This is a genomic window from Zooshikella ganghwensis, assembly GCF_018263875.1.
Classification (GTDB): domain Bacteria; phylum Pseudomonadota; class Gammaproteobacteria; order Pseudomonadales; family Zooshikellaceae; genus Zooshikella; species Zooshikella ganghwensis.
In genome coordinates, this window is sequence record NZ_JAEVHG010000010.1 from 39,223 (window position 1) to 62,654 (window position 23,432).

18 protein-coding genes are annotated in these 23,432 nt (G+C 40.9%); 7 read left to right on the plus strand and 11 right to left on the minus strand.

The window, feature by feature from the left end:
- Positions 1-19: 19 nt before the first annotated feature.
- Together KHS79_RS14590 and KHS79_RS14595 are read right to left on the minus strand one after the other, a co-directional pair.
- A complete protein-coding gene (locus tag KHS79_RS14590) occupies positions 20-1,012 on the minus strand; it encodes a DMT family transporter (RefSeq protein WP_212719940.1) in 993 nt (330 codons plus the stop codon).
- Positions 984-2,207, minus strand: a complete 1,224-nt coding sequence (locus tag KHS79_RS14595; RefSeq protein ID WP_212719941.1) for a urate hydroxylase PuuD — start codon at positions 2,205-2,207, stop codon at positions 984-986. Before KHS79_RS14595 ends, KHS79_RS14590 begins: the two co-directional genes overlap by 29 nt.
- Positions 2,208-3,127: 920 nt before the next feature.
- Between KHS79_RS14595 and KHS79_RS14600 the strand changes: the two genes are divergently transcribed.
- Positions 3,128-3,496, plus strand: a complete 369-nt coding sequence (locus KHS79_RS14600) for a VOC family protein (RefSeq protein ID WP_212719943.1) — start codon at positions 3,128-3,130, stop codon at positions 3,494-3,496.
- 361 nt (positions 3,497-3,857) lie between these two features.
- Here the strand turns inward: KHS79_RS14600 and hutC are convergent, their stop codons facing one another.
- Positions 3,858-4,568, minus strand: a complete 711-nt coding sequence (gene hutC, locus KHS79_RS14605) for a histidine utilization repressor (protein ID WP_212719945.1) — start codon at positions 4,566-4,568, stop codon at positions 3,858-3,860.
- Between the two features lie 844 nt (positions 4,569-5,412).
- Here hutC and KHS79_RS14610 point away from each other — a divergent pair.
- On the plus strand, positions 5,413-6,705 hold the full coding sequence (locus tag KHS79_RS14610) for an NCS2 family permease (protein WP_212719947.1): 1,293 nt from the start codon (positions 5,413-5,415) through the stop codon (positions 6,703-6,705).
- A gap of 17 nt (positions 6,706-6,722) precedes the next feature.
- Positions 6,723-7,817: a tRNA (uridine(54)-C5)-methyltransferase TrmA gene (gene trmA / locus KHS79_RS14615; protein ID WP_212719948.1), complete on the plus strand. Its 1,095-nt coding sequence runs from the start codon at positions 6,723-6,725 to the stop codon at positions 7,815-7,817.
- Between the two features lie 243 nt (positions 7,818-8,060).
- Here trmA and KHS79_RS14620 read toward each other — a convergent pair whose 3' ends face one another.
- The 3 genes from KHS79_RS14620 to KHS79_RS26120 form a co-directional block, all read right to left on the minus strand.
- A complete protein-coding gene (locus KHS79_RS14620) occupies positions 8,061-8,609 on the minus strand; it encodes a DUF805 domain-containing protein (RefSeq protein ID WP_212719950.1) in 549 nt (182 codons plus the stop codon).
- Between the two features lie 1,293 nt (positions 8,610-9,902).
- Positions 9,903-10,031: a hypothetical protein gene (locus tag KHS79_RS26115; RefSeq protein WP_267910746.1), complete on the minus strand. Its 129-nt coding sequence runs from the start codon at positions 10,029-10,031 to the stop codon at positions 9,903-9,905.
- 635 nt (positions 10,032-10,666) lie between these two features.
- Positions 10,667-10,792 (minus strand): hypothetical protein, encoded by a 126-nt coding sequence (locus KHS79_RS26120; RefSeq protein ID WP_267910747.1) that lies wholly within the window; start codon positions 10,790-10,792, stop codon positions 10,667-10,669.
- Between KHS79_RS26120 and KHS79_RS14625 the strand changes: the two genes are divergently transcribed.
- Together KHS79_RS14625 and KHS79_RS14630 are read left to right on the plus strand one after the other, a co-directional pair.
- The gene (locus KHS79_RS14625; protein WP_233468438.1) at positions 10,791-11,270 is read left to right on the plus strand and encodes a globin; all 480 of its coding nucleotides are present in this window, start codon (positions 10,791-10,793) and stop codon (positions 11,268-11,270) included. The genes KHS79_RS26120 and KHS79_RS14625 overlap by 2 nt on opposite strands.
- Positions 11,271-11,388: 118 nt before the next feature.
- On the plus strand, positions 11,389-13,863 hold the full coding sequence (locus KHS79_RS14630; RefSeq protein WP_212719952.1) for a Lon protease family protein: 2,475 nt from the start codon (positions 11,389-11,391) through the stop codon (positions 13,861-13,863).
- On the opposite strand, the gene KHS79_RS14635 is transcribed toward KHS79_RS14630, so the two are convergent.
- From KHS79_RS14635 to KHS79_RS14645, 3 genes are read right to left on the minus strand one after another with little or no spacing between them, the layout of a single operon-like run.
- Positions 13,817-16,288 carry a phosphoketolase family protein gene (locus KHS79_RS14635; RefSeq protein ID WP_212719954.1) on the minus strand — a complete coding sequence of 824 codons (2,472 nt, stop codon included), beginning with the start codon at positions 16,286-16,288 and terminating at the stop codon, positions 13,817-13,819. The genes KHS79_RS14630 and KHS79_RS14635 overlap by 47 nt on opposite strands.
- The gene (locus KHS79_RS14640; protein ID WP_212719955.1) at positions 16,281-17,183 is read right to left on the minus strand and encodes a ribose-phosphate diphosphokinase; all 903 of its coding nucleotides are present in this window, start codon (positions 17,181-17,183) and stop codon (positions 16,281-16,283) included. The genes KHS79_RS14635 and KHS79_RS14640 overlap by 8 nt, the downstream gene beginning before the upstream one ends.
- Complete coding sequence (locus tag KHS79_RS14645) at positions 17,180-18,694, minus strand: thymidine phosphorylase family protein (RefSeq protein ID WP_212719956.1); 1,515 nt, start codon at positions 18,692-18,694, stop codon at positions 17,180-17,182. Before KHS79_RS14645 ends, KHS79_RS14640 begins: the two co-directional genes overlap by 4 nt.
- Positions 18,695-18,927: 233 nt before the next feature.
- Here KHS79_RS14645 and KHS79_RS14650 point away from each other — a divergent pair, with 233 nt between their 5' ends.
- Positions 18,928-20,292 (plus strand): MBL fold metallo-hydrolase RNA specificity domain-containing protein, encoded by a 1,365-nt coding sequence (locus tag KHS79_RS14650; protein WP_212719957.1) that lies wholly within the window; start codon positions 18,928-18,930, stop codon positions 20,290-20,292.
- 297 nt (positions 20,293-20,589) lie between these two features.
- Positions 20,590-22,365, plus strand: a complete 1,776-nt coding sequence (locus KHS79_RS14655) for a hydrogenase maturation protein (RefSeq protein ID WP_212719958.1) — start codon at positions 20,590-20,592, stop codon at positions 22,363-22,365.
- Between the two features lie 41 nt (positions 22,366-22,406).
- Here the strand turns inward: KHS79_RS14655 and KHS79_RS14660 are convergent, their stop codons facing one another.
- Both KHS79_RS14660 and KHS79_RS14665 read right to left on the minus strand, forming a co-directional pair.
- Positions 22,407-22,775: a hypothetical protein gene (locus tag KHS79_RS14660; protein WP_212719961.1), complete on the minus strand. Its 369-nt coding sequence runs from the start codon at positions 22,773-22,775 to the stop codon at positions 22,407-22,409.
- Positions 22,776-22,787: 12 nt separating this feature from the next.
- Positions 22,788-23,096 carry a hypothetical protein gene (locus tag KHS79_RS14665; protein ID WP_027708079.1) on the minus strand — a complete coding sequence of 103 codons (309 nt, stop codon included), beginning with the start codon at positions 23,094-23,096 and terminating at the stop codon, positions 22,788-22,790.
- Positions 23,097-23,432: the final 336 nt, after the last annotated feature.

Consider the following 23,432-nt stretch of genomic DNA (forward strand, 5'->3'; position numbering starts at 1 on the left):
CAATTTTTGCTTCACCAAACTATTTTAGATCTGTATTTATTACGCACTCTTTATTTACTCTTTTCATTCCTCTACTAGCGGCTCTCACTAATGTAACCCCGCCAATAGTAATTAATAATGCACCAATGACACCGCTAACCGAGGGAATTTCACCAAAGCAAAAAAATCCAATAATCCCACCAAATAAAATACCACAATAGTTTATAGGCGCTAAAAATGAGGCATCAGCAAGTCGATAAGCCTGGACTGTACAAAGCTGTGCAGCTATTGCAATTGGCCCTAACAAACTGAAACAAACTAACTCCCAAATCGTTACTGTTTGCCAGTTAGCAATAGCAGGTAAACACAGCACAACTACCCCCAAGCCATTTACATAAAGCAGCATTGTTAAACTTCGTTCATGAATAGCCATCAGTTTTACTAGAATCATCTCTATAGCAATAAGGAGAGCACCTACTAAAGCTATTACCGCAAAAAAGTTCAGTTGAAAAAAACTGTTAATACTTTCTGGCTGGCTAAGAGCAATCAAAAAAGCTCCTGCAGCACAGCATATGATAGAAACCCACCGTAAAAGACTGATGCTCTCCCGCAAAAAAAGCACGGCTAGTAGAACAATAAACATATTCTGTGTTAAACCAATAGCATTTACATCCGCTAATGGCATTCCCATAGCAGCATATAGAAGACAAGTGATTCCAACAACACATACCACAGAACGGGCTAAGTTCATCAATAACCGAGTGGTTTTGAACGCTTTTCGTATTGATATACCTGAATGAGATACCACTAAACAGACAACTGTTAAAAATCCAGTCACATATCGTAAAAAAACTACTTGGAATATTGAAATATCTTCTTCTACAAGTTTCCCTGAAGCTAAGAAAAGAGAGATAAACAACGTGGTAAGTAACATCCAACACGCGCCCATTAGATCCGACTTTTGGTGCCATACTTCAGGTTTTGCTTTTAAAAGCACCATAAGACTAAAATAGCAGTTTTTCTTTGTTTGCATTTGCTACTACCCATTGACCAAGCAGCGCTCTTTCCTCATCAGTAATACCAGTGATGTTTCCTGGAGGCATTGCACTCGATAGAACAGCCACCTTCTCAATTTCTGATGCCCAATATTTCATATCATCATTTGTTTCTAACACAACACCTTTGGGTGGTAGGTGAATACCCACCCAATCTGGGTTTCGAGCATGACACATACTGCAACGGCTGAGTAAAATGGTTTCAGCAGACAAGTTAAATGGTTGGGTAGAGCCAGCTGTTTTATGAATAGACTGACGTACCAACACCGTACCAAGGGCACTCAAAAAGATTACGCTTAATGCTAAACTAACAGTAACAGCCCATGGCCACACAAGCCGCTTGCCTGTCTCATGAAAAGTATCAAAGTAATGTCTTATCACCGCCCCTATCACTATCAAAAGCGGGATAATACTCCAGGAATATTTCCCAGAATGTGCTAATGGAAAGTGCATTGCTAACATCATAAATACGACTGTAAGCACCAGATAGTTATTATGCCTTCCTCTCATTAAAAACCACTGTAGTTTTTCAGGTGATGGCTGGCCGTCAACAGGATATTTTAATAACTTATTAAGTGAAGGAAGAATATTAATAAAAAAGTAAGAAGTAACATATAATCCTAACGTAGCTCCCATTTGCATAAATGTGCCACGACCAGAAAAAAAATTACTATAAAAAAAACTAAGTCCTGTAAGAAAGATAAAATTCACAATAAGAATAGCTTTTTCATTTTGTTTCAAGGCTGAGCGATAAATAGCTTCATGAATACTTAATGCCAATAAAATACCACAGATTGACAGGATAATTGCTTGCCAGGCAGGCATAACAAACACATTAATATCCATTAAGTATAACTCTGCCTGTGAGTAGTAAATCAAAGCTAGTAGTAAAAAACCTGTCGCAATAGTGACGATATTTGGCCACTTATACCAAACCAACGACTTTTCCGAAGGCATATCATCCTGTTTAGATAAATATTTAACTGTTCGATAGATACCAAAACCTCGAATTGACCATGCCTCACCAACAGCATTTGGCTGTGTAGCACTGTGACGCGCCATCGCCCTGTCCAATTCACGAGTATGGAAGAAAAAGCCTAACCAGACGATCCCTGCTATTGCGTGTATCCAGCGCACCGCATATGTAGACCATTCCCAGAAAAATACTTCCATGTATTTTACTCCATAGATAGCAGATAATAGTTTTTGTAAAAATAATCGTTTACTTTTCACACTCAACTTATCAAAAGCTACTTAAGATAAGTATGCAAATACAATACACTTACAGCCAGTTAACTTTGCATTTAAGCTATAAGCATTTTTTTTGACAAAAAACATTTCACACCAAAATAAAACTCTATATTTTTACACTTAATAAATAACTATAACAAAGTTAATAAAGACAGGATTTTATCAATTCGAATAATGTATAGTTATAAAAAAATAGACGCTTTCCAGCTAAAGCTAGATAGTTATAATCGGTTCTTTAAAATAGCTAACTGCAATTGTTGTCAAATTATTGAGTTAATTGGACAGCTTTAGTATTGAAAAGCTAATTCTAAAACCTATTTTTTGATCACTTACAGCAATTGGCTTTTTATTATCTAGCAGTTGAGAAAAAATGACTACAAAACAGCCCACCTGAAATATTTTCTACTTTATGTAGCATAACGAAAAACTTTGTTGTTACTGTAACATTTGACTACTTAAACGTACGGCATTATCGAAGTCATACGCGATAAAAATAATGGTTATATTAAATTTTTTGTAACTCTACAAGGGCCTGTTAACACTATTTTAATATCACTGTTATGGGGGTAAAAGCACTAATCTAGGCACGAAGCGTGAAGTTTAGTTGTTCTAAATGAACAATGAGCAACAACGAGTAGTGCTTTTACCATCATAACCCTTCGGGCCGTGATTATTTTTCCACCTAGCAGCGTTACAAGTCACTTATGTAGAATGACTACACGGCATTCCTTGTGCCTTGCCAGGTGGAAAAATAGTCTACGGCAGTGGTGGTTCAATTAGTGTTAACAGGCCCTAATAACTTCTGCACTACTCGACGAATTAAATGGACCAAGGAACTCAATATGATTGCTCATACGACACTACCTGTCAGTGACTATAAGAAGTCAAAAGCATTTTACACTCAGGCTCTCGCACCACTCGGCTATAAAAACAACATGGAATTCGGTGAGGCTGCTGGTTTCAATGATGGAAAGAATACTGATTTCTGGATAGTGTATATGAATACCGTCATACCGATTCATCTTGCTTTCGAGGCCAATAATCAAAAAGAAGTAGAAGCTTTTTATCATACTGCATTAGCAGCCGGCGCAACTGATAATGGCAGCCCTGGCTACCGTGACTACTGGGCTGGTTATTATGCAGCATTTGTCTATGACCTTGATGGTCACAATATCGAAGCAGTTTGGTACGACTATGGAAAAGTGAATTAATCTTCAAAAAAATAAGTTACACATCCATTGGCATCTAAATGGATGATTGTTAAGGACAGGACCTAGCTTGGCCAGGTCCTGTTTTGTTTGGGACATCTAAATCACCCATCGACCTCACAGAACTAATATTATGCCTAACTAATGACAATTAAGCTGCAGAATTATTACCATATCTATTTAGTATGCTTTTATTCTTTTTATACCCAATAGGAATGGTTTTTAGGTGCGGCCATCGAGTGACGAAGTCTCATGAGCCTATATTAATAGGTGATTGGGGTGAGGAGTGAAGATAACAAAACCTAAAAATCATTCGTGAAGGGTATACATTCATTGTTCAATGTTTAGTTTTATGAAAACCCCTTTACTCATTTACACTTTTGGATCTTAATTTATAACGGCTACCTGGATGTAATAATTTGGCCCAACTAATTAGTTTTTTATCAGACCACGTTCTCCGGTGTAAAAGTAAGCAAGGCTCTGCTGGATCAATTTGCAATAATTTAGCTTCTTCTGCTGAGGGTAGAACAGCCTCAACGGTATGCTCAATGTTAGTTAAAGGGCACTGTATGCTAAGATACTCATTAGGTGTCGTTTGCTCAAAATTCTGCTCTAAATAATAGGGAACACTTGCCGCATTAACATAACGGTATTCCCACTGAATAGGCACTCCTTCTTCGAAATGCACAATCTCAGAATGAAAAACTGGTGTATCAAGCGGAACACCTAACTGAACAGCAACTGTTTCATCTGCTAAAACTTCAGCTAAAGAAAGCACTTGGGCATGATATTGATGTCCTCGCTCTTGCACTTCAACTGCAATATTTCGAACTGTTACTAAAGGGGATTCATGCTTTAAGTCGGTCACGAAAGTCCCCACACCCGCATATCGAACCAAGATACCTTCACCAACAAGTTCTCTAATTGCACGATTTACCGTCATCCTACTTACATTGAATATTGCCATAAGCTCATATTCAGTAGGCACTTTCCCACCACGAGGATAACGTCCTTCACGAATGCCTTGATAGATAGAGTGCTTTATTTTCTGATATTGAGGGATATCACCTTTCATAACATCATTCACACAGTTATTTTGTTACTCACCAAACAGAAGAAAATGCCTTATTGTAACTTACATATCTCGCTACACTGTCAAAACAACGATTGTCGTCAATGCACAACCTAAAGTGAATTGCATACACATTGCGCCAAGTTGTCCAGATTACTACATGATTTTCATAAAACCTATAACAACTGTTATAGGCTACAAAATCAGATAAAGCTTAATCCCTTAAGTTGTGGATAAAACCAAACTGAAAACAATAGTACTTTTCTTCTTAAAGTTTCTGTGAATCTTTTGTGGATAACTTAGAGAGTAGGCTACTGCCATAATGACAATTACACGTCAAGATTGTGACATTACCTGAAAAAATATGTATAAGTGCGTATTTTCATAATACTTTTTTATTAAACAGTTGACCTCAAAGTCGGTTAAGCCTGTCACATTATTCCACAGAACCTGTGGATAACCTTGTGAATTATCGTTGGTTAACCTTGCCAACAACGGTATTCATCAACGGCTCTACAAATCGTATATTTTTTAATCAACCCTAGGCGAAGCACCCCCAAATGCAGTATGCCTAGGTTTATTTCTTTACCTTACTACGGACTTTCTTGATTCCACCTGACAGCAACTTACACATCTGCTTTGAGGTCATTTCTTACATTCTTATTATTTCAAAGTGCAACCAGATGGAGAAAAATTATCCAACTGCTCAATTTTCAGGTACTATTCGCGCCGCAAGATCATGATGGATTTGGCACAGAGCCTAAAGCTCAAAGCAAAGTTATGCATTCGAGGGGAGCTGCTTGGCGCCCAGTTAGCCATTTAGATCGTGAAGTACCGGGGTTTTACCATGTTAGAGGCTTTATTTCGCCTAAAAGAACACAACACAACCGCTCGCCGTGAGTTAGTGGCAGGTTTTACAACCTTCCTGACGATGGCATACATAATCTTTGTTAATCCCAATATGTTAGCTAGCGCCGGAATGGATCAAGGAGCCGTTTTTGTGGCTACCTGCTTAGCTGCAGCACTGGGTTGTTTCATTATGGGCTTTTTTGCGAATTACCCAATCGCACTTGCACCTGGTATGGGGTTAAATGCTTTTTTTACCTACACCGTTGTCGGACAACTTGGCTATAGCTGGCAAGTTGCACTGGGTGCAGTGTTTCTTTCAGGATGCTGTTTCTTTTTACTCAGTGCATTTAGAATTCGCGAATGGATTATCCACAGCATTCCTCACTCACTCCGTGTGGGTATCGCTGCCGGTATTGGCTTATTTCTTGGTTTTATTGCCTTAAAAAATGCAGGCTTTATCGCTGACAACCCAGCTACCTTTGTTACCCTAGGTAATGTTCACGCATCTTCTGTGCTACTAGCAGCAATGGGCTTTATCATGATCATCGCCCTGACTCATCGACAAGTACCTGGTGCAGTTATGCTCAGTATTTTAGTCATCACCTTACTCAGTATTATTATCGGCGAAACAGAATACCAAGGCATTGTTGCGCTTCCCCCCAGCATAATGCCTACGCTACTAGAGTTGAATATTCGTGACGCACTGGATGTTGGACTCTTAAGCATCATCTTTGCATTTGTATTTGTAGATCTATTTGATACATCAGGCACCCTCATCGCTGTTGCTCAAAAAGGTGAATTACTTGATGAAAAAGGTAGATTACCAAGGCTAGGTTGTGCCCTCATGGCCGATTCAAGTGCCACAATGGCCGGTGCAATGCTAGGCACCTCAACAACAACCAGTTACATTGAAAGTATTGCAGGCATTAGTGCTGGAGGCAGAACAGGTCTTACCGCTGTCGTAGTTGGTGTTTTATTTTTGGCCAGCCTGTTCTTTTCTCCTTTAGTGAATACAGTGCCTGCCTACGCTACAGCCCCTGCGTTATTTTTTGTTGCAGTGTTAATGACAGGCGGACTTGCGCATATTGATTGGCAAGACATTACTGAAGCAGCACCGGTTACCATAGCAGCACTCACTATGCCTTTAACCTTTTCTATCTCTAACGGGATTGCACTGGGCTTTATTTCCTATGCTGTTGTCAAATTATGTAGTGGTCATTGGCGCACTATGAGTCCAGCAATGCTTGTATTATCAGGGCTGTTTGTGATTAAGCTGGTTTTATTTAATTAATCGTGGATTAAGTCGTTATGCCAGAGGCAGTATCTCTCAATCAACGTTATCAGGATCAATTGCAAAATAAAGTCGAACGTCTTCGCTCACTATTTGCAGCATTTAATATACCTGAAATTGAGGTGTTTCCTTCAAAGCCTACCCAATATCGAATGCGAGCTGAATTTCGTATCTGGCATAACGAGGACCGCTGTTTTTACGCCATGTTTAAACCAGGGAATAAAAATGAGCCTTACGAGGTTTCAACATTTCCTGCTGGATCGCCAACTATTCAAACATTGATGCCCAAGCTTTTGGCGGAAATCAATCACTCTGAAGCACTACGACGCAAACTATTCCAAATTGAGTTTCTCACTAGCCAGACAGGTGAAAGCTGTATCACCTTGATTTACCATCGCCAGCTTGAACAACAGTGGCAAGAAGAAGCTAAACGATTAAACCAAAAACTCAATAGCCATATTATTGGTCGAGCCCGCAAACAAAAGCTCTGCATAGATTCAGATTACATTGAAGAAACGCTAACGGTTAATGGCCAGCACTATTATTATCAACAAGTCGAAAACTCATTTACGCAACCCAATGCCTTCATTTGTGAAAAAATGCTTGAATGGGCACAAGCATCTGCCAGCTTCTGCTCTGGTGACTTGGTTGAGCTTTATTGCGGTAATGGCAATTTTACAGTTGCATTAGCCCACTTATTTCCCAAAGTATTAGCCACTGAAATATCTAAGGTGTCTGTTAAATCGGCCTTACATAACTTAGCAAGTAATCAAATAAATAACGTTGTCATTGCACGAATGTCCAGTGAAGAATTTACCCAGGCAATGAATCGTGAACGTGCATTCCGTCGTTTAAAAGACATCAGTCTCGATGACTATAATTTAGATACGATTTTTGTTGATCCGCCTCGGGCAGGCTTGGACGCCGAAACGGAAAAACTTGTACAGCGGTTTAAGCATATTATTTATGTTTCTTGTAACCCCGCTACATTACAGCACAATTTAACAACGTTAGCACAAACCCACGAAATACAACGATTGGCCCTATTTGACCAATTCCCTTTCACTGACCACATTGAAACAGGTGTCCTGCTCACTAAAAAAACTGGATAATGTAGGTTGAACTGGATGAATGTATACCCAAAATGAAGGGTTTTTAGGAGCGGCACTGGCATAAACTGCATTCCCACTGTCCTTAGTGGTCAAGAGCGCTGACACAAACCCTACTAATGTGTCGGGAACACATTAGAACAGCTTCGCTGGCCCGTTAGGGTGAGCGCTATGGATAGCGCACATAAAAATGATTCGTGAAGGGTATAGGTTGAAACAGTTGCCGCAAGAATGCGGCAACCAGGCTTACTGTTGTAGCCTTTGCACATAATCGTTATACGCAGGAATAGCCAACGCAGCCGCAACACCAATGCCAAAGGTTAATAGTGGAAATATCAGACCAAACACAATAATAGGAATAGAATTTTTATCTGGCTTTGGCCCAAAACGATTACTTACCGCAGTACCAGGAGCAAATAATAATACCAAATAGAAGATAAACTGAATTAAAGGAATAAAATAGATAATAGCCCACCATGCAGTGCAATCCATATCATGTAATCGTCGCTTAACAGGTACTAAAGCCACCCATATACTCACAATCACAACTAAACCAATAAGGGCGCCTATTATAATTGGCATCTCACCAACTGAAGATTTATCTATAGTGGAGATAATACCTGCAGAGATTCCAAATATAAGCGCAAGTAAAAACTGATACAGCATAGAATAAACTAAAAAGCGCAGCCGTCCGATACGGCCTTCACTCGCAAAAACTTTTGGGCTATAAGTAGCAATCTCTTCAACTGCTGTATCCATAGCTGAAGGGGTTTTATATGGTGTTTCCAACTGCATGTTACTTCCTAAACACAACGTCAATAATACATTTATCGTTGTATACCCTTCGCGAATCAATTTTAGGGTTTGTTGTCAGCGCTCTTCACCACCAAAGACAGTGGGAATGCATTTTACGCATAATGACATGGATGTCATATAGTAGAGCAATGCAGGAGCTATTGCCGAGGAGCATTTAACTGCCACCCCAGTCACTTATTCATATAAGCTCATGGGGCTTCATCGCTTGACAGCCCCCCCCTAAAAATCCTTCGCTTTGGGTATATAAGATTTAAAGTAAGTTATAAAATCATTAATGACTTAACTCTATCTTATACAACAAATCTTCCCAATAAAATCAAAGTGTACACCCCGACCGTGGATATACATTGTCCTTATAATAATCCACTTAACAAATGGTTATTATAAAGTCACTGATTATATACATTGAGCTTTAAGTAAACAATTAGCTTTTAGTCTATACCCAACGCCCAAAATATGAAACGACAGTACCTTTACTGTAGCAAGAAACTCACAGCAGCACTACACAACTAAAAACAACTTAAAAATAATTATTTACTGCACGAAATTATTATCCGAAACCTCGATTTACATATTTTATAATTTTCATCTTGAAAAATCTTTTATTTTCTAGCGGGGTTCTTTCCACAAATGTAATAGGCAATAATAATTAAATATACCCTTCATGAATGATTTCTAGGTTTTGTTATACCCTTCGCGAATCAATTTTATGTGCGCTATCCATAGCGCTCACCCTAACGGGCCAGCGAAGCTGTTCTAATGTGTTCCCGACACATTAGTAGGGTTTGTTGCCTTCGCTCTTCACCCCAGTCACTTATTAATATAACCGCCCAGCAGCGCTGTTATATCAATTAAAGTGGCTACCGCAAGTTTCACAGCAGTAAACTTGCCCAGAGGCTTCATCACTTGACGGCCGTACCTAAAAACCATTCGTATTGGGTATATATAAATAATTATTGAAAAATATAAACCTTACCAATACGCAAAAAGTAGCTATGATATTTGACACTAATCGTATTTAAAAAAGGCTATTAGCAAAACTGTAACTTGAGGAAGATGTGTCGAACCGTTTGCCAAATGGAGGCTACATCTTAGCCTCCAAGGAAGAGTTTACGACATGTTTGCAGGGTGTCATGCAGACTTTGAACAACAACGCTGCCAAAAGTGTTTTTTTAAAATGGAATTATATGCGGTTGCCCTGTGCAAGCAGGAAGCACATGGGAATATTTCTAGAAAGCCTTGCCTAGAAACTAATTTCTTTATTTTAAGCAATTAGTGGTCAGGACGTTTAACACGACTATCGGCTATAGCAACTAATGCTCCAATCAGTAACCCTGCAATAACAATCACAACCATTCCACCAATGGCTAATGTACCACCTACAACAACAGCATCAGTCATTTTAACCTCCTCTTTTTGCTAACACTCTAAGTGCATAAAGACTTCATTTTTTTGATATACATCAACCCCTCTTTCGTCTTATAACAATCACTTTGGCAACCCCAAAAGCATGGCAATACCATATCCACCCTAAAACGCTATAGTCATAACAACAGCTATATATAATCATAGCCTGATTTACTCATTTTCACGTCTTTTCTTTTACCTACACTCAAATCAGCCAATTTCGCTACAGATAAATTTTGAATGAACTAGTTTGTAGGTAGGTCCCTGCGTTTAATTTACCTAAAGCATGACCACAGGATATGTTTTACATGCTTTAGTCTCATACTTGTTGACGTAAAAGGTAAATTAAGTGGTTTCCATTAATACTTTTTTTCAATGGCTTTTTCAGCTGATTGCATGCGACTTAGTCCTTGCCTAATCAGTATAAACACGGAGGTTTACTTAGGTATGTTAATGACGACTATCCACAGCAAAAGATTTTCAGTAGAACCCGTCAGGTATCAAGCGATGAAGTCCCAAAGCATAAATTAGCAGGTAACAATATTACGGTGACCTACCATGTCATTGATTTCTGTTTTCTGTATTGTCAAAATGACAAAACAAGCGGATTTTAATCGTCTGTGGCTGGATCATCGAGCTTTGTGGTGAAAGATAAATAAACCTGCTGCATTTTCTTTTAATTGTTCATGCTTTTCTGTATTAAATGCAGCAAGATCGGACTTTTTATTCATCATTAACTGAAAAATCCATGCCATGTTTAATACCATTCCATTTGGACTCAGCTACAGTCAAACTGAAACTATGTCGGAATATGAGCGCATCTTTGATGAAAGTTATGAGCGAGTACGAAAAATACGCCGAAACCAACAAACCTTTTTTGAGGCATTTTATGAGCATTTCATGGCTACTTCACCAGAGATAGCTGCACGTTTTGTCAATACCGAAATGTCTCACCAGCGCCGTATGTTAGAAAAGTCGTTTTATAAGCTACTCACTTTTTACGCCACCAATAATGCAGCTGACTACTTAGAAAAAATTGCCCAACTCCATGACCATAAGCATCTCAATATCAAGCCTGTTTGGTATGACTTATGGTTAGAAGCACTTATGGCAACTCTACGTAAATTTGATCCTGATTATAGTGATGAAATTGAACTGGCTTGGCGCTTAGTGTTATCTCCAGGCATCACATTTATGAAATATCGTTATAATCACACCTTCACAGAGACATAATTCCTACAATGGATATTCGCTCATTAACGAAGTCCATTTTCCCAGCTTCTCAAGTTGCATTATTGCGTCAGTGAGTTTTACACTGAAAAGATATCTTCGCAAATAATATGCTAACACTATGGCTAATAAAAAAAGTCCTGATCGCTTTAAGCTTCCTGCCAGTGCAATACACACCTTTATTACAGATAAAGACTTCCCTTTTGCTAATACCTCTAAAATCAAGCCATTTGTGGGAATACTCGGTCAAGATCGAGCCATTGCAGCGCTTCATTTTGGTGTAGGTATACCACACTCAGGGTATAATTTATTTGTCATGGGCGAGTCAGGTACCGGCCGTAGTTCTTATGTCCTTGAGTTCTTACAACGAGAAGCAAAACGCAAGCCCGCACCACCCGACCACATTTATGTCAATAACTTCAATGATATACGTAATCCTATTGCGCTTGAACTCCCGCCAGGCGAAGGGCAAATTTTAAAAAAAGATATTGATCAGCTAACGGATAATTTATTAGCGACCTTCCCTGCTGTTTTTGAACACCCGAGTTATCAACAGCAAAAAAGTAATATTGAACTGGAATTTAACCAACGCTATGACAAAGCGATTGACACTGTTGAGCGTGCAGCCCACAAACATAACATTGCTCTTTATCGCGATACCACCACCATTAGTTTTACCCCTATGCGCGAGGGTAAAACATTAGATGAAGTGGAGTTTGCCCAACTACCTGAACTTGAGCGTGAACACTTTCACCAAACCATCGGCCAGCTCGAAGAATTGCTCAATGAGTCGCTGCTCAGCTTGCCTCAATGGAAACGAGAATCAAATGACAAGCTGAGAAAACTCAACCGAAAAACGATTAATCGCGCACTTGCCCCCTTAATCAGGCCACTCAAAGAAAAGTATCGAATAATACCTGGTGTAATTCATTACCTTGAGCAAATGCAGGAACAGCTACATACCATTGTTGTAGAACAACTTGCTGATGAAGAAACACCACGTACTGATGCAGAAAAAAAAGCTGCATTAAATGAGCTGCTGTCTCCTAACCTGCTCGTCACACATATCCCAGAGGCAGGTGCGCCTGTTATTCATGAGTCACACCCCAGCTATAAAAACCTTTTCGGTCGCATTGAGTACATTAATGATCAAGGCACCATGATCACTAACTATCAGCAAATATGCCCTGGTTCATTACATAAAGCGAATGGCGGCTATCTGATTATTGAAGCAGATAAACTGCTCACGGAACCTTTTGTGTGGGAAGCACTTAAACGAGCACTTAAAGATAAACAATTACGTATGGAGTCAGCCTATGCTGACTTAGGGGTTATCAACACGATCACCCTGAGTCCTGCAACACTGCCACTCAATATCAAAGTTATTTTGGTAGGCACACGAGAAATTTACTATTTACTTGAAGAATTGGATGCAGACTTTCGTAAAATGTTTCGCGTGCTGGTCGACTTTGATGAGCGTATTCCACTCAACAGTGATTCATTAGAAGCTTTTGCAGCACTCATGCAAACATTTATTAATCGTGAAGGATACTCTCCACTATCATCGGCTGCTGTCGCTCGACTCGCGAACCACAGCGCCCGACTCATCAGCAGTAAACATCACTTATCTGCACGTTTTCGTGATATTTTTGATTTGTTATGTGAAGCAGAATATATCCGCTCACTGACTGATGAAAAATTAATTGAAGAAAATCATATTGAGCAAGCATTAGCCGCTCAAGAACACCGCACTAACCGTATTAGCTTACTTATTCGTGAGCAAATGTTAGATGATACCATCATCATCAATACAGAAGGTAAATCTGTTGGTAAAGTCAATGGCCTTACGGTATTGGACACCGGTAATACCAGCTTTGGTACCCCTGCCAGAATCACAGCAACGGTATTTCCCGGTTCTCAAGGTGTTGTTGATATTGAACGGGAAGTTAACTTAGGTCAGTCCATTCACTCCAAAGGTGTCATGATCTTGGCAGGTTATTTAGGATATATGTATGCTCGGCATTTTCCTTTAGCCATTTCAGCCAATATTGCTATTGAGCAGTCTTATGGTTTTATTGATGGGGATAGTGCCTCACTTGCAGAACTTTGCTGCTTAATTTCAGCACTGACTCGTATCCCCCTGCGTCAGTGTTTCGCTTTAACCGGTTCAGTCAGCCAATATGGTGACGTACAGGCAGTAGGCGGGGTCAATGAGAAAATTGAAGGCTTTTTTGAATTGTGTAATGCTCGGGGCTTAAGCCATCAACAAGGTGTCATTATTCCTCGTAGCAATGTAAAAAATCTGGTACTTAAAAAGTCAGTCATTAATGCAGTAGAAGACAATAAATTCCATATTTATGCAGTAGAAACTGTAAACCAAGCGCTGGAAATATTAACCGGGCGAGAGGTAGGGCATCAGGATAGTCGAGGTACCTTTCCAGCAAACACCGTCAATGGTATAGCTATTGCGAAGCTTCATGAAATGGCACTGGCCGCTACTTTGAATGGCAACGATAACACCCTTAAAAGTAAATCAAAAAAAATTATTCCTAGTCCTCCTGTGGCAGGGAATGATCATGAATCGCAGGATCAGTAATTAACTTTGGATTACCACGCCCCTGCACCGCAAGGACTTCATCTGCCGATAACAAGTCATGAACATTTAAATCCATCATACCAATCAACGTAAAAAGAATATGTGCCCAGCTGGTTTTATTAGCAAACAACATACCTGGTGTGTCGAGTGTTCCTCCATGGTTAATATAACCCAATGCTCGAGTCCGCTCAGGCCCTAAATCCAAGGTACGTAATACTGCCAGCCAAGGTTCAGGATGACCATGTACCACAAATAACCTATATTCTGGTAATGAGCCAAAAATACGCTGAACATATTCGGCTGACAGTTGGTGTTTTTTCTCCCAGCGATCGCGACCTTCTCTTAAACGTCCTGGTTCAAAAATATAGACCACACTATGCTCTATACTTGCCGTTGCTAATCGCACTGAGGCTTTCATAATTTCAGCCAGCTGAAAGCTACCAATCGCCACCAACTGTAGTGATTCATCAGCATTTCCTTTCAGACAAATTGCTCCGTCACTCACCAGCTGACATGCCTGGTTCATTGATAAATACTGCGGCTGAAGTGTTTTTGCCATAACCATCGTCCAAAGCTGACCATGGCTTTGAAATAGCTGTTCTAGTGTCGCTAAAGCACAATTCCAGTCAAGAGGAAAGACAACACGTGCAATATCAGCTGGCTCATTAATCAGTGCATCAACAAAGGTTGGGTCCTGATGAGAGTGCTCATGCTCACCATTTTCCCAAACCAAAGATGTAAGCAACAAACCCATTGATAACTCATGAATAGGCATATCAGCCTGTTTTTTTCGGCGGTTAAAGGTCAACATCTGCCGTAAAATGCCCAGCATCTTTGTAGCAAATGCCTCATAACTGACCACCAGATTTAACCCCTTCGCATTGGCTAACGCGGCACTAACTACGGCTTCCTCATTCAAAGCCGTAATGACTGAGCCATTCACTGCTTCCGGCTGGCCCGGGTGAGGATCGCACACTCGATGACGAAGGAAATCAAGGGTTTGATAAAGATGGTTTGCTTGTAACTGATCAGGGTTTCCGACTCTAACCCGAAGCTGTGGATTAATTTTAGCTAAGTGGGCAAAGCTTAAATCAAATGCAGCAACTGAAGACTTTTCCGCTTCCAGGTTTTGTAACCAGAAAAGCTCTGGCATGACCACCTTAATAGGCATTTGCAATGTATTACTGTCTGCTTCACGAGGCCGTTCCGTTAACTCATGATTGTTTAATAATGCAATTGACTGTAAAAGTTCAACTAAAGGCACCCATAATCGCCTAGCACTGGTGTTAAATTCACTTACACCTTCAGCATCTTTTGCTGGATTATGCTCTAACGGAGAAGTATGTGCTCTAGACGTGCCGGCTCCCGCAAAGCCATAACCTTTAGTGGTCACTGCAATGGTATAGGGCAGTCGCACGGGGTAACGTCCTTTGCCATGCAGCAATGCTTCTCCTCGTGTGCCTAAGCGCTGCTCCATTTCATACAGTGACCAGGCAAAAGCCGCCGGATCAGTACCATCAATAATGAGTGGGTCATAATGCTGATGCCATAAATACTGCTCTAGCCAACTGCACTCGCCTGACAACGCTGTAGTTGTGCACTGATCAATCCTGCGACCATTGGCAATCATCACAGGCATGACTAACCCAGTATCTTCTGCCCGCCACCAACGGGGTGCCCAATCACTACCTCGTTGCTCTTCAAACGCGCCATCACTTAAAAAAGCAACCAGACGTTCTCCTGGTAATGGCTGATGCATATACTGCAGTCCAGTCACCCCCAAGTATCCACCTTCACTCATACCACCTGCAGTATGAACACTGACTCGGCTGCTGATAGGCAGTTTTTGTATGCCCTCAGGAGTAAGCTCGCAAGCATAAAAATCTGCAGCCAGTTTACTCAAACCTTCTTCTGTCATTTGATAGCGTTCAGCTTGAGCAGGCTTGAGATTACCCAACAGTACATTCACCGCATCAATCGCCGCAACACAATGTCCTTGCTCCATTACCCAACTGCGGGTGATTCCACTGAGGGCGTTAATAGCCATATAACCTACATACGCAGGCACCATATTAAGTGCCCCACCCAAAAAACCTTTCGGTTGCGGCTTAAAATCGAAACTGCGTAAGTCACGGCCATCAAGAAAAATCCGGCGTGTATAAGACATATGCACTACAAGCCACATCGCTGCACTGGCAACACGGTCTGCTGCACTTAATAACTTGTAAGCATGAGATTTATCGGTGATTAAGCCTTCCACGGCCAGCATATCAATCAACTCATACACTCTGACCTGGGTCTGCGCTTGATGCTTAATCACACCATAACCTGCAGCCCAGTGTGCAAACTCTGGTGCTTTGTGCCGATACAAATCAGCTTTATGCTCCAGTTGAATCCGTTGAATATCCTGGTGGCTATCAGTCATTATCCTTGCTCAACTGTAAGGCAATGGCATTCACAAGCAGTGGATAAATATCAATGTGGTTTGTTTCATGAATAACCGTATTACAGGTCACTACCTGAGCAACCAAGTCACTCTGCAGCAGTGCTTCAGCGCCTGGCGCAAAAACACCATGAACCCCCATACACACTGCTTTTCGCATTCCTTGGTCTGTTAGCTGCTGAATAGCTGACAGCATGGTATGGCCTGTTGAAATAATGTCATCAACCAACACTGGGGTAAAATCAGTATAGTCAGCGACTTCTGGTGCGGATACCTGAACATCTCTATCACCAAAACGCTCTTTACTTAAAACTTGCCAGGGTAATTGAAACGCGGTTGCCACCGAACTAACCCACTGTTCGCTTTCACTGTCTGGCCCAATCAGCAAGGGCTTCTCCACCTGTTGATCTATCCATTCAGCCAGACTCTCTGCACTGCTCACCACATTTGTTTCAAGGGAATATATTTCATCCAGGGAATGGTAACGGTGTAAGTGAGGATCAACGGTTATCAGCCAGTCAGCATACTGGCTAAGCAACTTGGCAAAGGTCTTTGAAGTAATCGCTTCACCCGATTTAAAGCGATCATCCTGACGCATATAGGGTAAATAAGGCAGAACAAGCCCAACCTTCAAAGCCCCTAGCTCCTTAAGTGTGCTAAGTAAAAAAAGTAGCGGCAGTAATTTAGTATCAGGCTGGTATAAGTCAGCCAACACAACAACAGCATGCCCCTTGCACTCAGTCATGACACGAACATAGCTTTCGCCATCAGGAAACTGATGTAAAACCAGCTCTCCCGGACTGCAACCAGAAACTTCCAGACAATCCTGAAACAATGCATCAGGTGCTAAAAAGTTATAAACAATCACTGACGTCATAAATACTCCTCTTCAATGCGCACGGCTTCTGGATGTAGCTGCAAAAAATCCAGTGCATACGCTAGTTCGCCAGGTGCGTTTGCATGTAAGGTAAACAGGGGCTGACCTACTTCGACAGCGTCACCCAAGCGAACATGCATTTCTACACCTGCCGCCTTAACTTCAGGCGCGCCAGCCAAACGAGCAAGACGTGCAATAAAACGGTTATCGATATAAGAAATAATGCCATGCTGAGAGGCGGTAATTGTGTGTTGCTGTGCAGCAAGTTCAGGCTCAGTAAAACCTCCCTGAGATTCACAAATAGCCATAAATTTATCCAAAGCCTTACCCGACCATAAGGTTTTTTGAGCTAACTTGAAGCCTTCTCCTGGCTGCGCTTTATGTGCCAATTCTAGTAGTGCTCCTGCCAAAACCAGAGAGCGTTCTGCAAGATCGGTAGGTGCTTCTGGTTCACAGCGTAAAACCGTGAGCACATCTCTTGCTTCCAGTACTGGACCAATTCCTCTGCCAACCGGTTGTGTGCCATCGGAGGTAATCGCATGAACTTTAATGCCTAATGCCTCTCCCGTTGCTACCATCAATTTTTGTAAATGAGCTGCCGCCTCCTGTGTTCTAATTTTAGCGGTTGGCCCAATGGGAATATCAATTAATACCTGAGTTGCACCTGCCGCAATTTTTTTGGAGAGAACGGATGCAACTAGCTGGCCTTCACTATCAATATCAAGTGCCCGTTCAACACGAATGACGACATCATCCGTAGGACTTAAATTGACTGATCCCCCCCAGGCCAAACAGGCGCCATGTTGTTCAACAACTTCTCGCATATGCTCAAAACTAAGTGTAACCGGCGTCATCACTTCCATCGTGTCAGCAGTACCTGCTGGGGAAGTAATCGCACGAGATGATGTTTTAGGCATGATGAGTCCACAGGCACTGGCAATTGCAACCACAATAGGTGTCGTACGATATCCTGGTAAACCACCCACGCAGTGTTTATCAAAAACCTCTTGCCCTGACCACTGAAACCGCTTGCCAGTTGCCACCATGGCTTTAGTAATGGCAATCACTTCGTTAACGTTTAAACCTTGTCCAGCACATGCGGTAATATAAGCCGCCAGCTGAATATCCGAATAGCGGCCCTCACGAATGTCTTGCACAATACTGTAGGCAGACTCATCATTTAATAATTTGCCAAACAGTTTGCCTCGCACAAATGCAGTTGACTCTACGGGTTTTGCATGACCAAAGGTAGCCACCTCACCTTCCTGTGCTTGCAATAAACGCCATGCGGTTTCAGATAATCCCGCTTGCTGATGAGAAATTATTTCACTGTCGACAATATTTAATGTAGCAATGATCGAATGATGATCTGTCATTATTTTTATACGTGATTGCGCATTAAAGCCTTCCGCATGACAAACATGGCAGTCACGCCGCATATATACAACAGGCTCTTGATGTGTATCTACACCTAATCGATGTAAATGCAAAAAGTCACTAGTACTGTCCATAATTACATTCCCTTTAACCTAGTATGGTCTACATTCTGTCGCTACTTTCCAGTAGTTTTAGGGATTCTACAGCGTTATTTAAAATAAAGTTTATAACACGTTACTACAGAGTTTTTGCAAATAAAAATGTAAAGTCTAGTTTAAATTACTGGATATAAACAACAAACAGGGTATAGACTAAAAACAGTTCATAAAAGCTAAACAAAACTGCATTACGCATTTGAGGCAACCTTGTGAAATTAACTTTTTTGGGTGCTACGAATACAGTTACTGGCAGCAAATACTTACTTGAGCACAATCAACAAACCTACCTGATCGACTGTGGCTTATACCAAGGTGTTAAATACCTTCGTGAACGCAACTGGATCGTACCTCCTATATCTGTTTCTAAATTAAATGCCGTTATCCTGACCCATGCTCACATTGATCACTCGGGCTATTTACCGGCTTTAGTTAAAAATGGTTTTACAGGCCCAGTTTTTTGTACTGAAGGAACTCATGAACTTTGTAAAATTCTGCTTCCTGATGCAGGTTTTCTTCAAGAAGAAGATGCTCGCTTTGCCAACAAATACAGTTTTTCTAAACATAAACCCGCACTTCCACTTTATACTGAAAAAGATGCAGAACACAGCCTAAAACAGTTTCGTTCTTGCGCTTACCATTCACCACTTGCACTGCCTGGCGACTTGCAATTAAGTTTTAGTCCAACCGGTCATATATTAGGTGCAAGTGCCGTTCAGCTAACATCAGCTTCAACCAATACAACCCTCACTTTTACGGGAGATCTTGGCCGCTATCAAGACTTAATGATGTATGATCCTGAGCCTATCAATACAACTGACTATTTAGTAACTGAGTCTACTTATGGCGACCGGCTTCACGATCCCATTGATGCACTTGATGTTTTACAAAAAATTATAACAAAGACAACCAACCGTGGCGGGATAGTGCTCATTCCTGCATTTGCAGTTGGCCGTGCCCAATTAATTCTACACCTGGTTGCAGAGCTTATTGAAAAAAACAGAATTAATAAAATCCCGGTTTTTTTAAATAGTCCCATGGCCATTTCAGCAACAGAAATCTATCAACGTTTTCACCATGAGCTGAAGTTGACTGCTACAGATTGCAGTCGAATTGATCAATATACTCACTATGTTAAAACTGTTGCTGAATCTATAGATCTCAATACACGTCAGTTTCCGTGTGTTATTATTTCTGCAAGCGGTATGGCAAGTGGAGGGCGAGTCTTACACCATCTAAAAGCAATTTGTGGAAACTATCGTAACAGTATTGTATTTGTTGGTTTTCAAGCACCTGGCACCCGAGGTGAGTCGATGATTAATGGTGTAGACCAAGTCAAAATTCATGGAAAATACTACCCTATCAAAGCAGAAATACACCACTTAGATAACTTTTCTGCTCATGGTGACTATAAAGACATTTTGGCGTGGTTAAAAATGATAAAATCCCCACCAAAATGTACATTTATTACTCATGGAGAGCCTGCTGCCGCAGATAGTTTACGACTTAAAATCAAAGACCAACTGGGATGGAAGTGCTGTGTCCCAAGCTACCGAGATAGTATTGAGTTAAAGTAGTCGTTTGGTCATCGTAATATCTCTATTGTTTATTAAGCGTGGCCCAAATTCTATTTATCTTTTTTTAAAAATGAGGCTAAATACTATTTCAGTATGAAAAATGGTGACAGTTGTTTTTTCATTGCTCTATATCATACTTATATTTACTCTTGATACCTATAATCCCAGGCTTTTTACTAGATATACAAAAACTAAGGTGTTTTCATTGATACCACTAATACTATGCTCTTATACCCAGAGTAAGGTATGTCAATAAGTTCACCTTAATGGGTAAAGATTAAATGGAATTAATAGGTCATGCGTATTTTACTGTTTGCCACTGCTTTTAACGGACTTACCCAACGCATTTTTGAAGAGTTATTGACCTCAGGCCATGAGGTCAGCTTAGAGCTTGCTTTAAGCAGACGACACATGTTGGATGCGGTTAAGCTTTTCCACCCTGAATTAGTCATCTGTCCTTTTTTGAAACAACGAATCCCTGATGTTATCTGGCAAAATTACTTATGCTGGATAATACATCCCGGTATTCCAGGTGACCGTGGTCCCTCCTCACTCGACTGGGCTATTATTAAGCAGCAGCCACAGTGGGGAGTCACCCTAATTGAAGCTAATGCTGAGTTTGACGCTGGCGCTATTTGGGGGTATGAACTGTTTCCTGCTCGAAAAACCTATAAAGCTTCACTTTACCGTCGCGAAGTTACCAACACAGCCAGCCACCTAATTCATAATGCACTAGTTACCTACCAACAGCATGGCTCTGCCCCTAAAAAATATAATTTATCTTCAGTCAAACAAGGTGAATGGCACCCTCTTATGCGACAGCCCCATCGCCACTTAAACTGGCTGGTTGATGATACTGAAACCCTTCTACGCAAATTATATGCAGGTGATAGTTGTCCAGGGGTTCTTGATGAAATTCAGGGACAGCTCTTTTATCTTTATGGGGCTCATGTCGAGCGTACCCTTAAAGGTGATACGCCAGGCGATATTATTGCCACACGCCACGGAGCCATTTGTCGAGCTACAAGAGATGCAGCGTTATGGATAACTCACTTAAAGCCTGCACCACATGATAACCAATCTTTTTATAAACTACCTGCTACTCAGTGGCTTGACCAACAGCTTCTCTCAGTACCAGATATCCCCCAAGAAACGCTCCCAGCACCTAACCCCAATACATGGCAAGAAATTAGTTATTATGAACAGGATAATATTGGCTATTTAACATTTGATTTTCATAATGGCGCATTTTCAACAGCACAGTGCTTACGCTTATTAAAAGCGTATAAAGCAGCGTGCCAACGTCCAACACAGGTAATTGTTCTTAAAGGTGGCACAGATTTTTGGAGCAATGGTATTCACTTAAACACCATTGAAGCTGCTATCAACCCATCCCATGAAGCTTGGCAAAATATTAAAGCGATCAATCAAGTCACGGAAGCCATCATAACCACGACAGATAAGTTAACTGTTGCAGCGCTTAACTGTAATGCTGGAGCGGGCGGGGCAGTCATGGCTTTTGCCTGCGACTACGTTGCTGCCAGACAAGGCATCATTACCACCCCCTATTACAAACCTATGGGACTCTATGGCTCTGAATATTGGACCTATGTGCTACCAAAGCGCGTTGGTGAAGAGTGTGCACATCATTTAACTGAAGCATGTCTCCCTGTGGGAACACAACGTGGTTTTGCCTTAGGATTATTTGATGCCGTACTTTCTGAACGCTCAGATTTATTTTGGCAACAAGTTCATAACTTTTGCCTGAAGCTATCAGAAGCCAAGTACTGGCAGCACGAACTGCAGCAGAAACAACAGCGTAGGGAATCAGATGAAAGTGATAAACCACTTGCAGTTTACGAAGCAAAAGAACTAAGCCAAATGTGGCAGTGCTTTAACAGTCAAACGTTCCATAACGCACGTCGTGCATTTGTTTATAAAGAAGAACCTCAACAAACACCACCATATTTAGCAACACACCGCCAAGAAACCCAAAACCAAACACACGAACCTATGCCCAAAACAAATACACAGCAAGTTGTGCCAGAAAGGAAAGAAGAAGCAGTGGTGTAAGTAATGTATCAATTATTGAGTAAATGATGCCTAATCTATCTTTAACGACTTGTTGAAAAAAGCAACACTAACGGAGCACACATCATAAGGAGGCCAAGTAATGACCAGCATCCAGCAGTGATGGCACGCTCTCTTGGCGCTATATAATTGCCCATACCAGGTAGTACCATAAACATCAATCCTAGACCGGGAATCCCTGTATAGATTCCTCGATAGGCATAGGCTGAGTAAGCAAATGGCGCTTTTGAGAATAAAATCATCATTATCACCAAAGCTAGACAAGTAGCAATGGTGATTTGAATTTTATTCGCAAGCAGTTCTAAGATAAGACTGTGATCAATTAATCCTAGCACAGCAAAACAACACAATAATGGTGCTAAAAAAAGTATCACAGATACAGCAAGTGACATGCCGCTACTTTTTTAGTGGCGGCTATTTAACCAGTGCATAACCTGACGGGTTTTGGCATCCGCTTGTTCCGGATTACCTTTACAATGGTCAAGCGCAATGTACTTTAATGATTCAACATCCCTAGATGCTACTTCCTTATCCACTAATACTCTAGATAAAAGCGCATATGTCTCTTGCATCATGAAAACTTTTGCTTGAGGTATATCACATACCAAAATCTGCTTACGTTGCTGCTGTACACTCTCACACCATTCACCCAAAACAGAAAGGACTTCAGATGGAACAGAGACTGACTGTGATGTAATTCCGCGAATATCCATGCTTAATACCTGCTTCAATTTCCTACGATCCAACTATGAACGACTCTATGTATACAGCAAAACAACAATTGAAGAGTCTGTTTATCCTCTTCTTTGGGTATACCCTTGATTTGGCATATATAAGATTTGCTGTAATTAAAATAAAAAAAGATAACTGGATTTAATTTTTATTTAGTACCAGTTATGTATGGGTAAATAATAAGCAATTTATTTCAGTAGCGGTATAGTGTCTTTTAATTTGTTTGAAGTGTCCTAATTAATCATTGAGAACTGAAATCAAAAACGCTTATTTTATAGAAGCAATTCTCTATTTTTTTTTGAAGCAAGCCATTACAA

Excerpts from the sequence above, each read along its gene's own strand:
- KHS79_RS14625 (WP_233468438.1), top strand. The coding sequence starts at position 10,791 with ATGTTTAATACCATTCCATTTGGACTCAGCTACAGTCAAACTGAAACT.
- KHS79_RS14655 (WP_212719958.1), top strand. The coding sequence starts at position 20,590 with ATGCGTATTTTACTGTTTGCCACTGCTTTTAACGGACTTACCCAACGC.
- KHS79_RS14600 (WP_212719943.1), top strand. The coding sequence starts at position 3,128 with ATGATTGCTCATACGACACTACCTGTCAGTGACTATAAGAAGTCAAAA.
- KHS79_RS14660 (WP_212719961.1), bottom strand. The coding sequence starts at position 22,775 with ATGTCACTTGCTGTATCTGTGATACTTTTTTTAGCACCATTATTGTGT.
- KHS79_RS14630 (WP_212719952.1), top strand. The coding sequence starts at position 11,389 with ATGGCTAATAAAAAAAGTCCTGATCGCTTTAAGCTTCCTGCCAGTGCA.
- KHS79_RS26120 (WP_267910747.1), bottom strand. The coding sequence starts at position 10,792 with ATGGCATGGATTTTTCAGTTAATGATGAATAAAAAGTCCGATCTTGCT.
- KHS79_RS14665 (WP_027708079.1), bottom strand. The coding sequence starts at position 23,096 with ATGGATATTCGCGGAATTACATCACAGTCAGTCTCTGTTCCATCTGAA.
- KHS79_RS14595 (WP_212719941.1), bottom strand. The coding sequence starts at position 2,207 with ATGGAAGTATTTTTCTGGGAATGGTCTACATATGCGGTGCGCTGGATA.
- hutC (WP_212719945.1), bottom strand. The coding sequence starts at position 4,568 with ATGAAAGGTGATATCCCTCAATATCAGAAAATAAAGCACTCTATCTAT.
- KHS79_RS14645 (WP_212719956.1), bottom strand. The coding sequence starts at position 18,694 with ATGGACAGTACTAGTGACTTTTTGCATTTACATCGATTAGGTGTAGAT.
- KHS79_RS14620 (WP_212719950.1), bottom strand. The coding sequence starts at position 8,609 with ATGCAGTTGGAAACACCATATAAAACCCCTTCAGCTATGGATACAGCA.
- trmA (WP_212719948.1), top strand. The coding sequence starts at position 6,723 with ATGCCAGAGGCAGTATCTCTCAATCAACGTTATCAGGATCAATTGCAA.
- KHS79_RS14590 (WP_212719940.1), bottom strand. The coding sequence starts at position 1,012 with ATGCAAACAAAGAAAAACTGCTATTTTAGTCTTATGGTGCTTTTAAAA.
- KHS79_RS14610 (WP_212719947.1), top strand. The coding sequence starts at position 5,413 with ATGTTAGAGGCTTTATTTCGCCTAAAAGAACACAACACAACCGCTCGC.
- KHS79_RS14640 (WP_212719955.1), bottom strand. The coding sequence starts at position 17,183 with ATGACGTCAGTGATTGTTTATAACTTTTTAGCACCTGATGCATTGTTT.
- KHS79_RS14635 (WP_212719954.1), bottom strand. The coding sequence starts at position 16,288 with ATGACTGATAGCCACCAGGATATTCAACGGATTCAACTGGAGCATAAA.
- KHS79_RS26115 (WP_267910746.1), bottom strand. The coding sequence starts at position 10,031 with ATGACTGATGCTGTTGTTGTAGGTGGTACATTAGCCATTGGTGGAATG.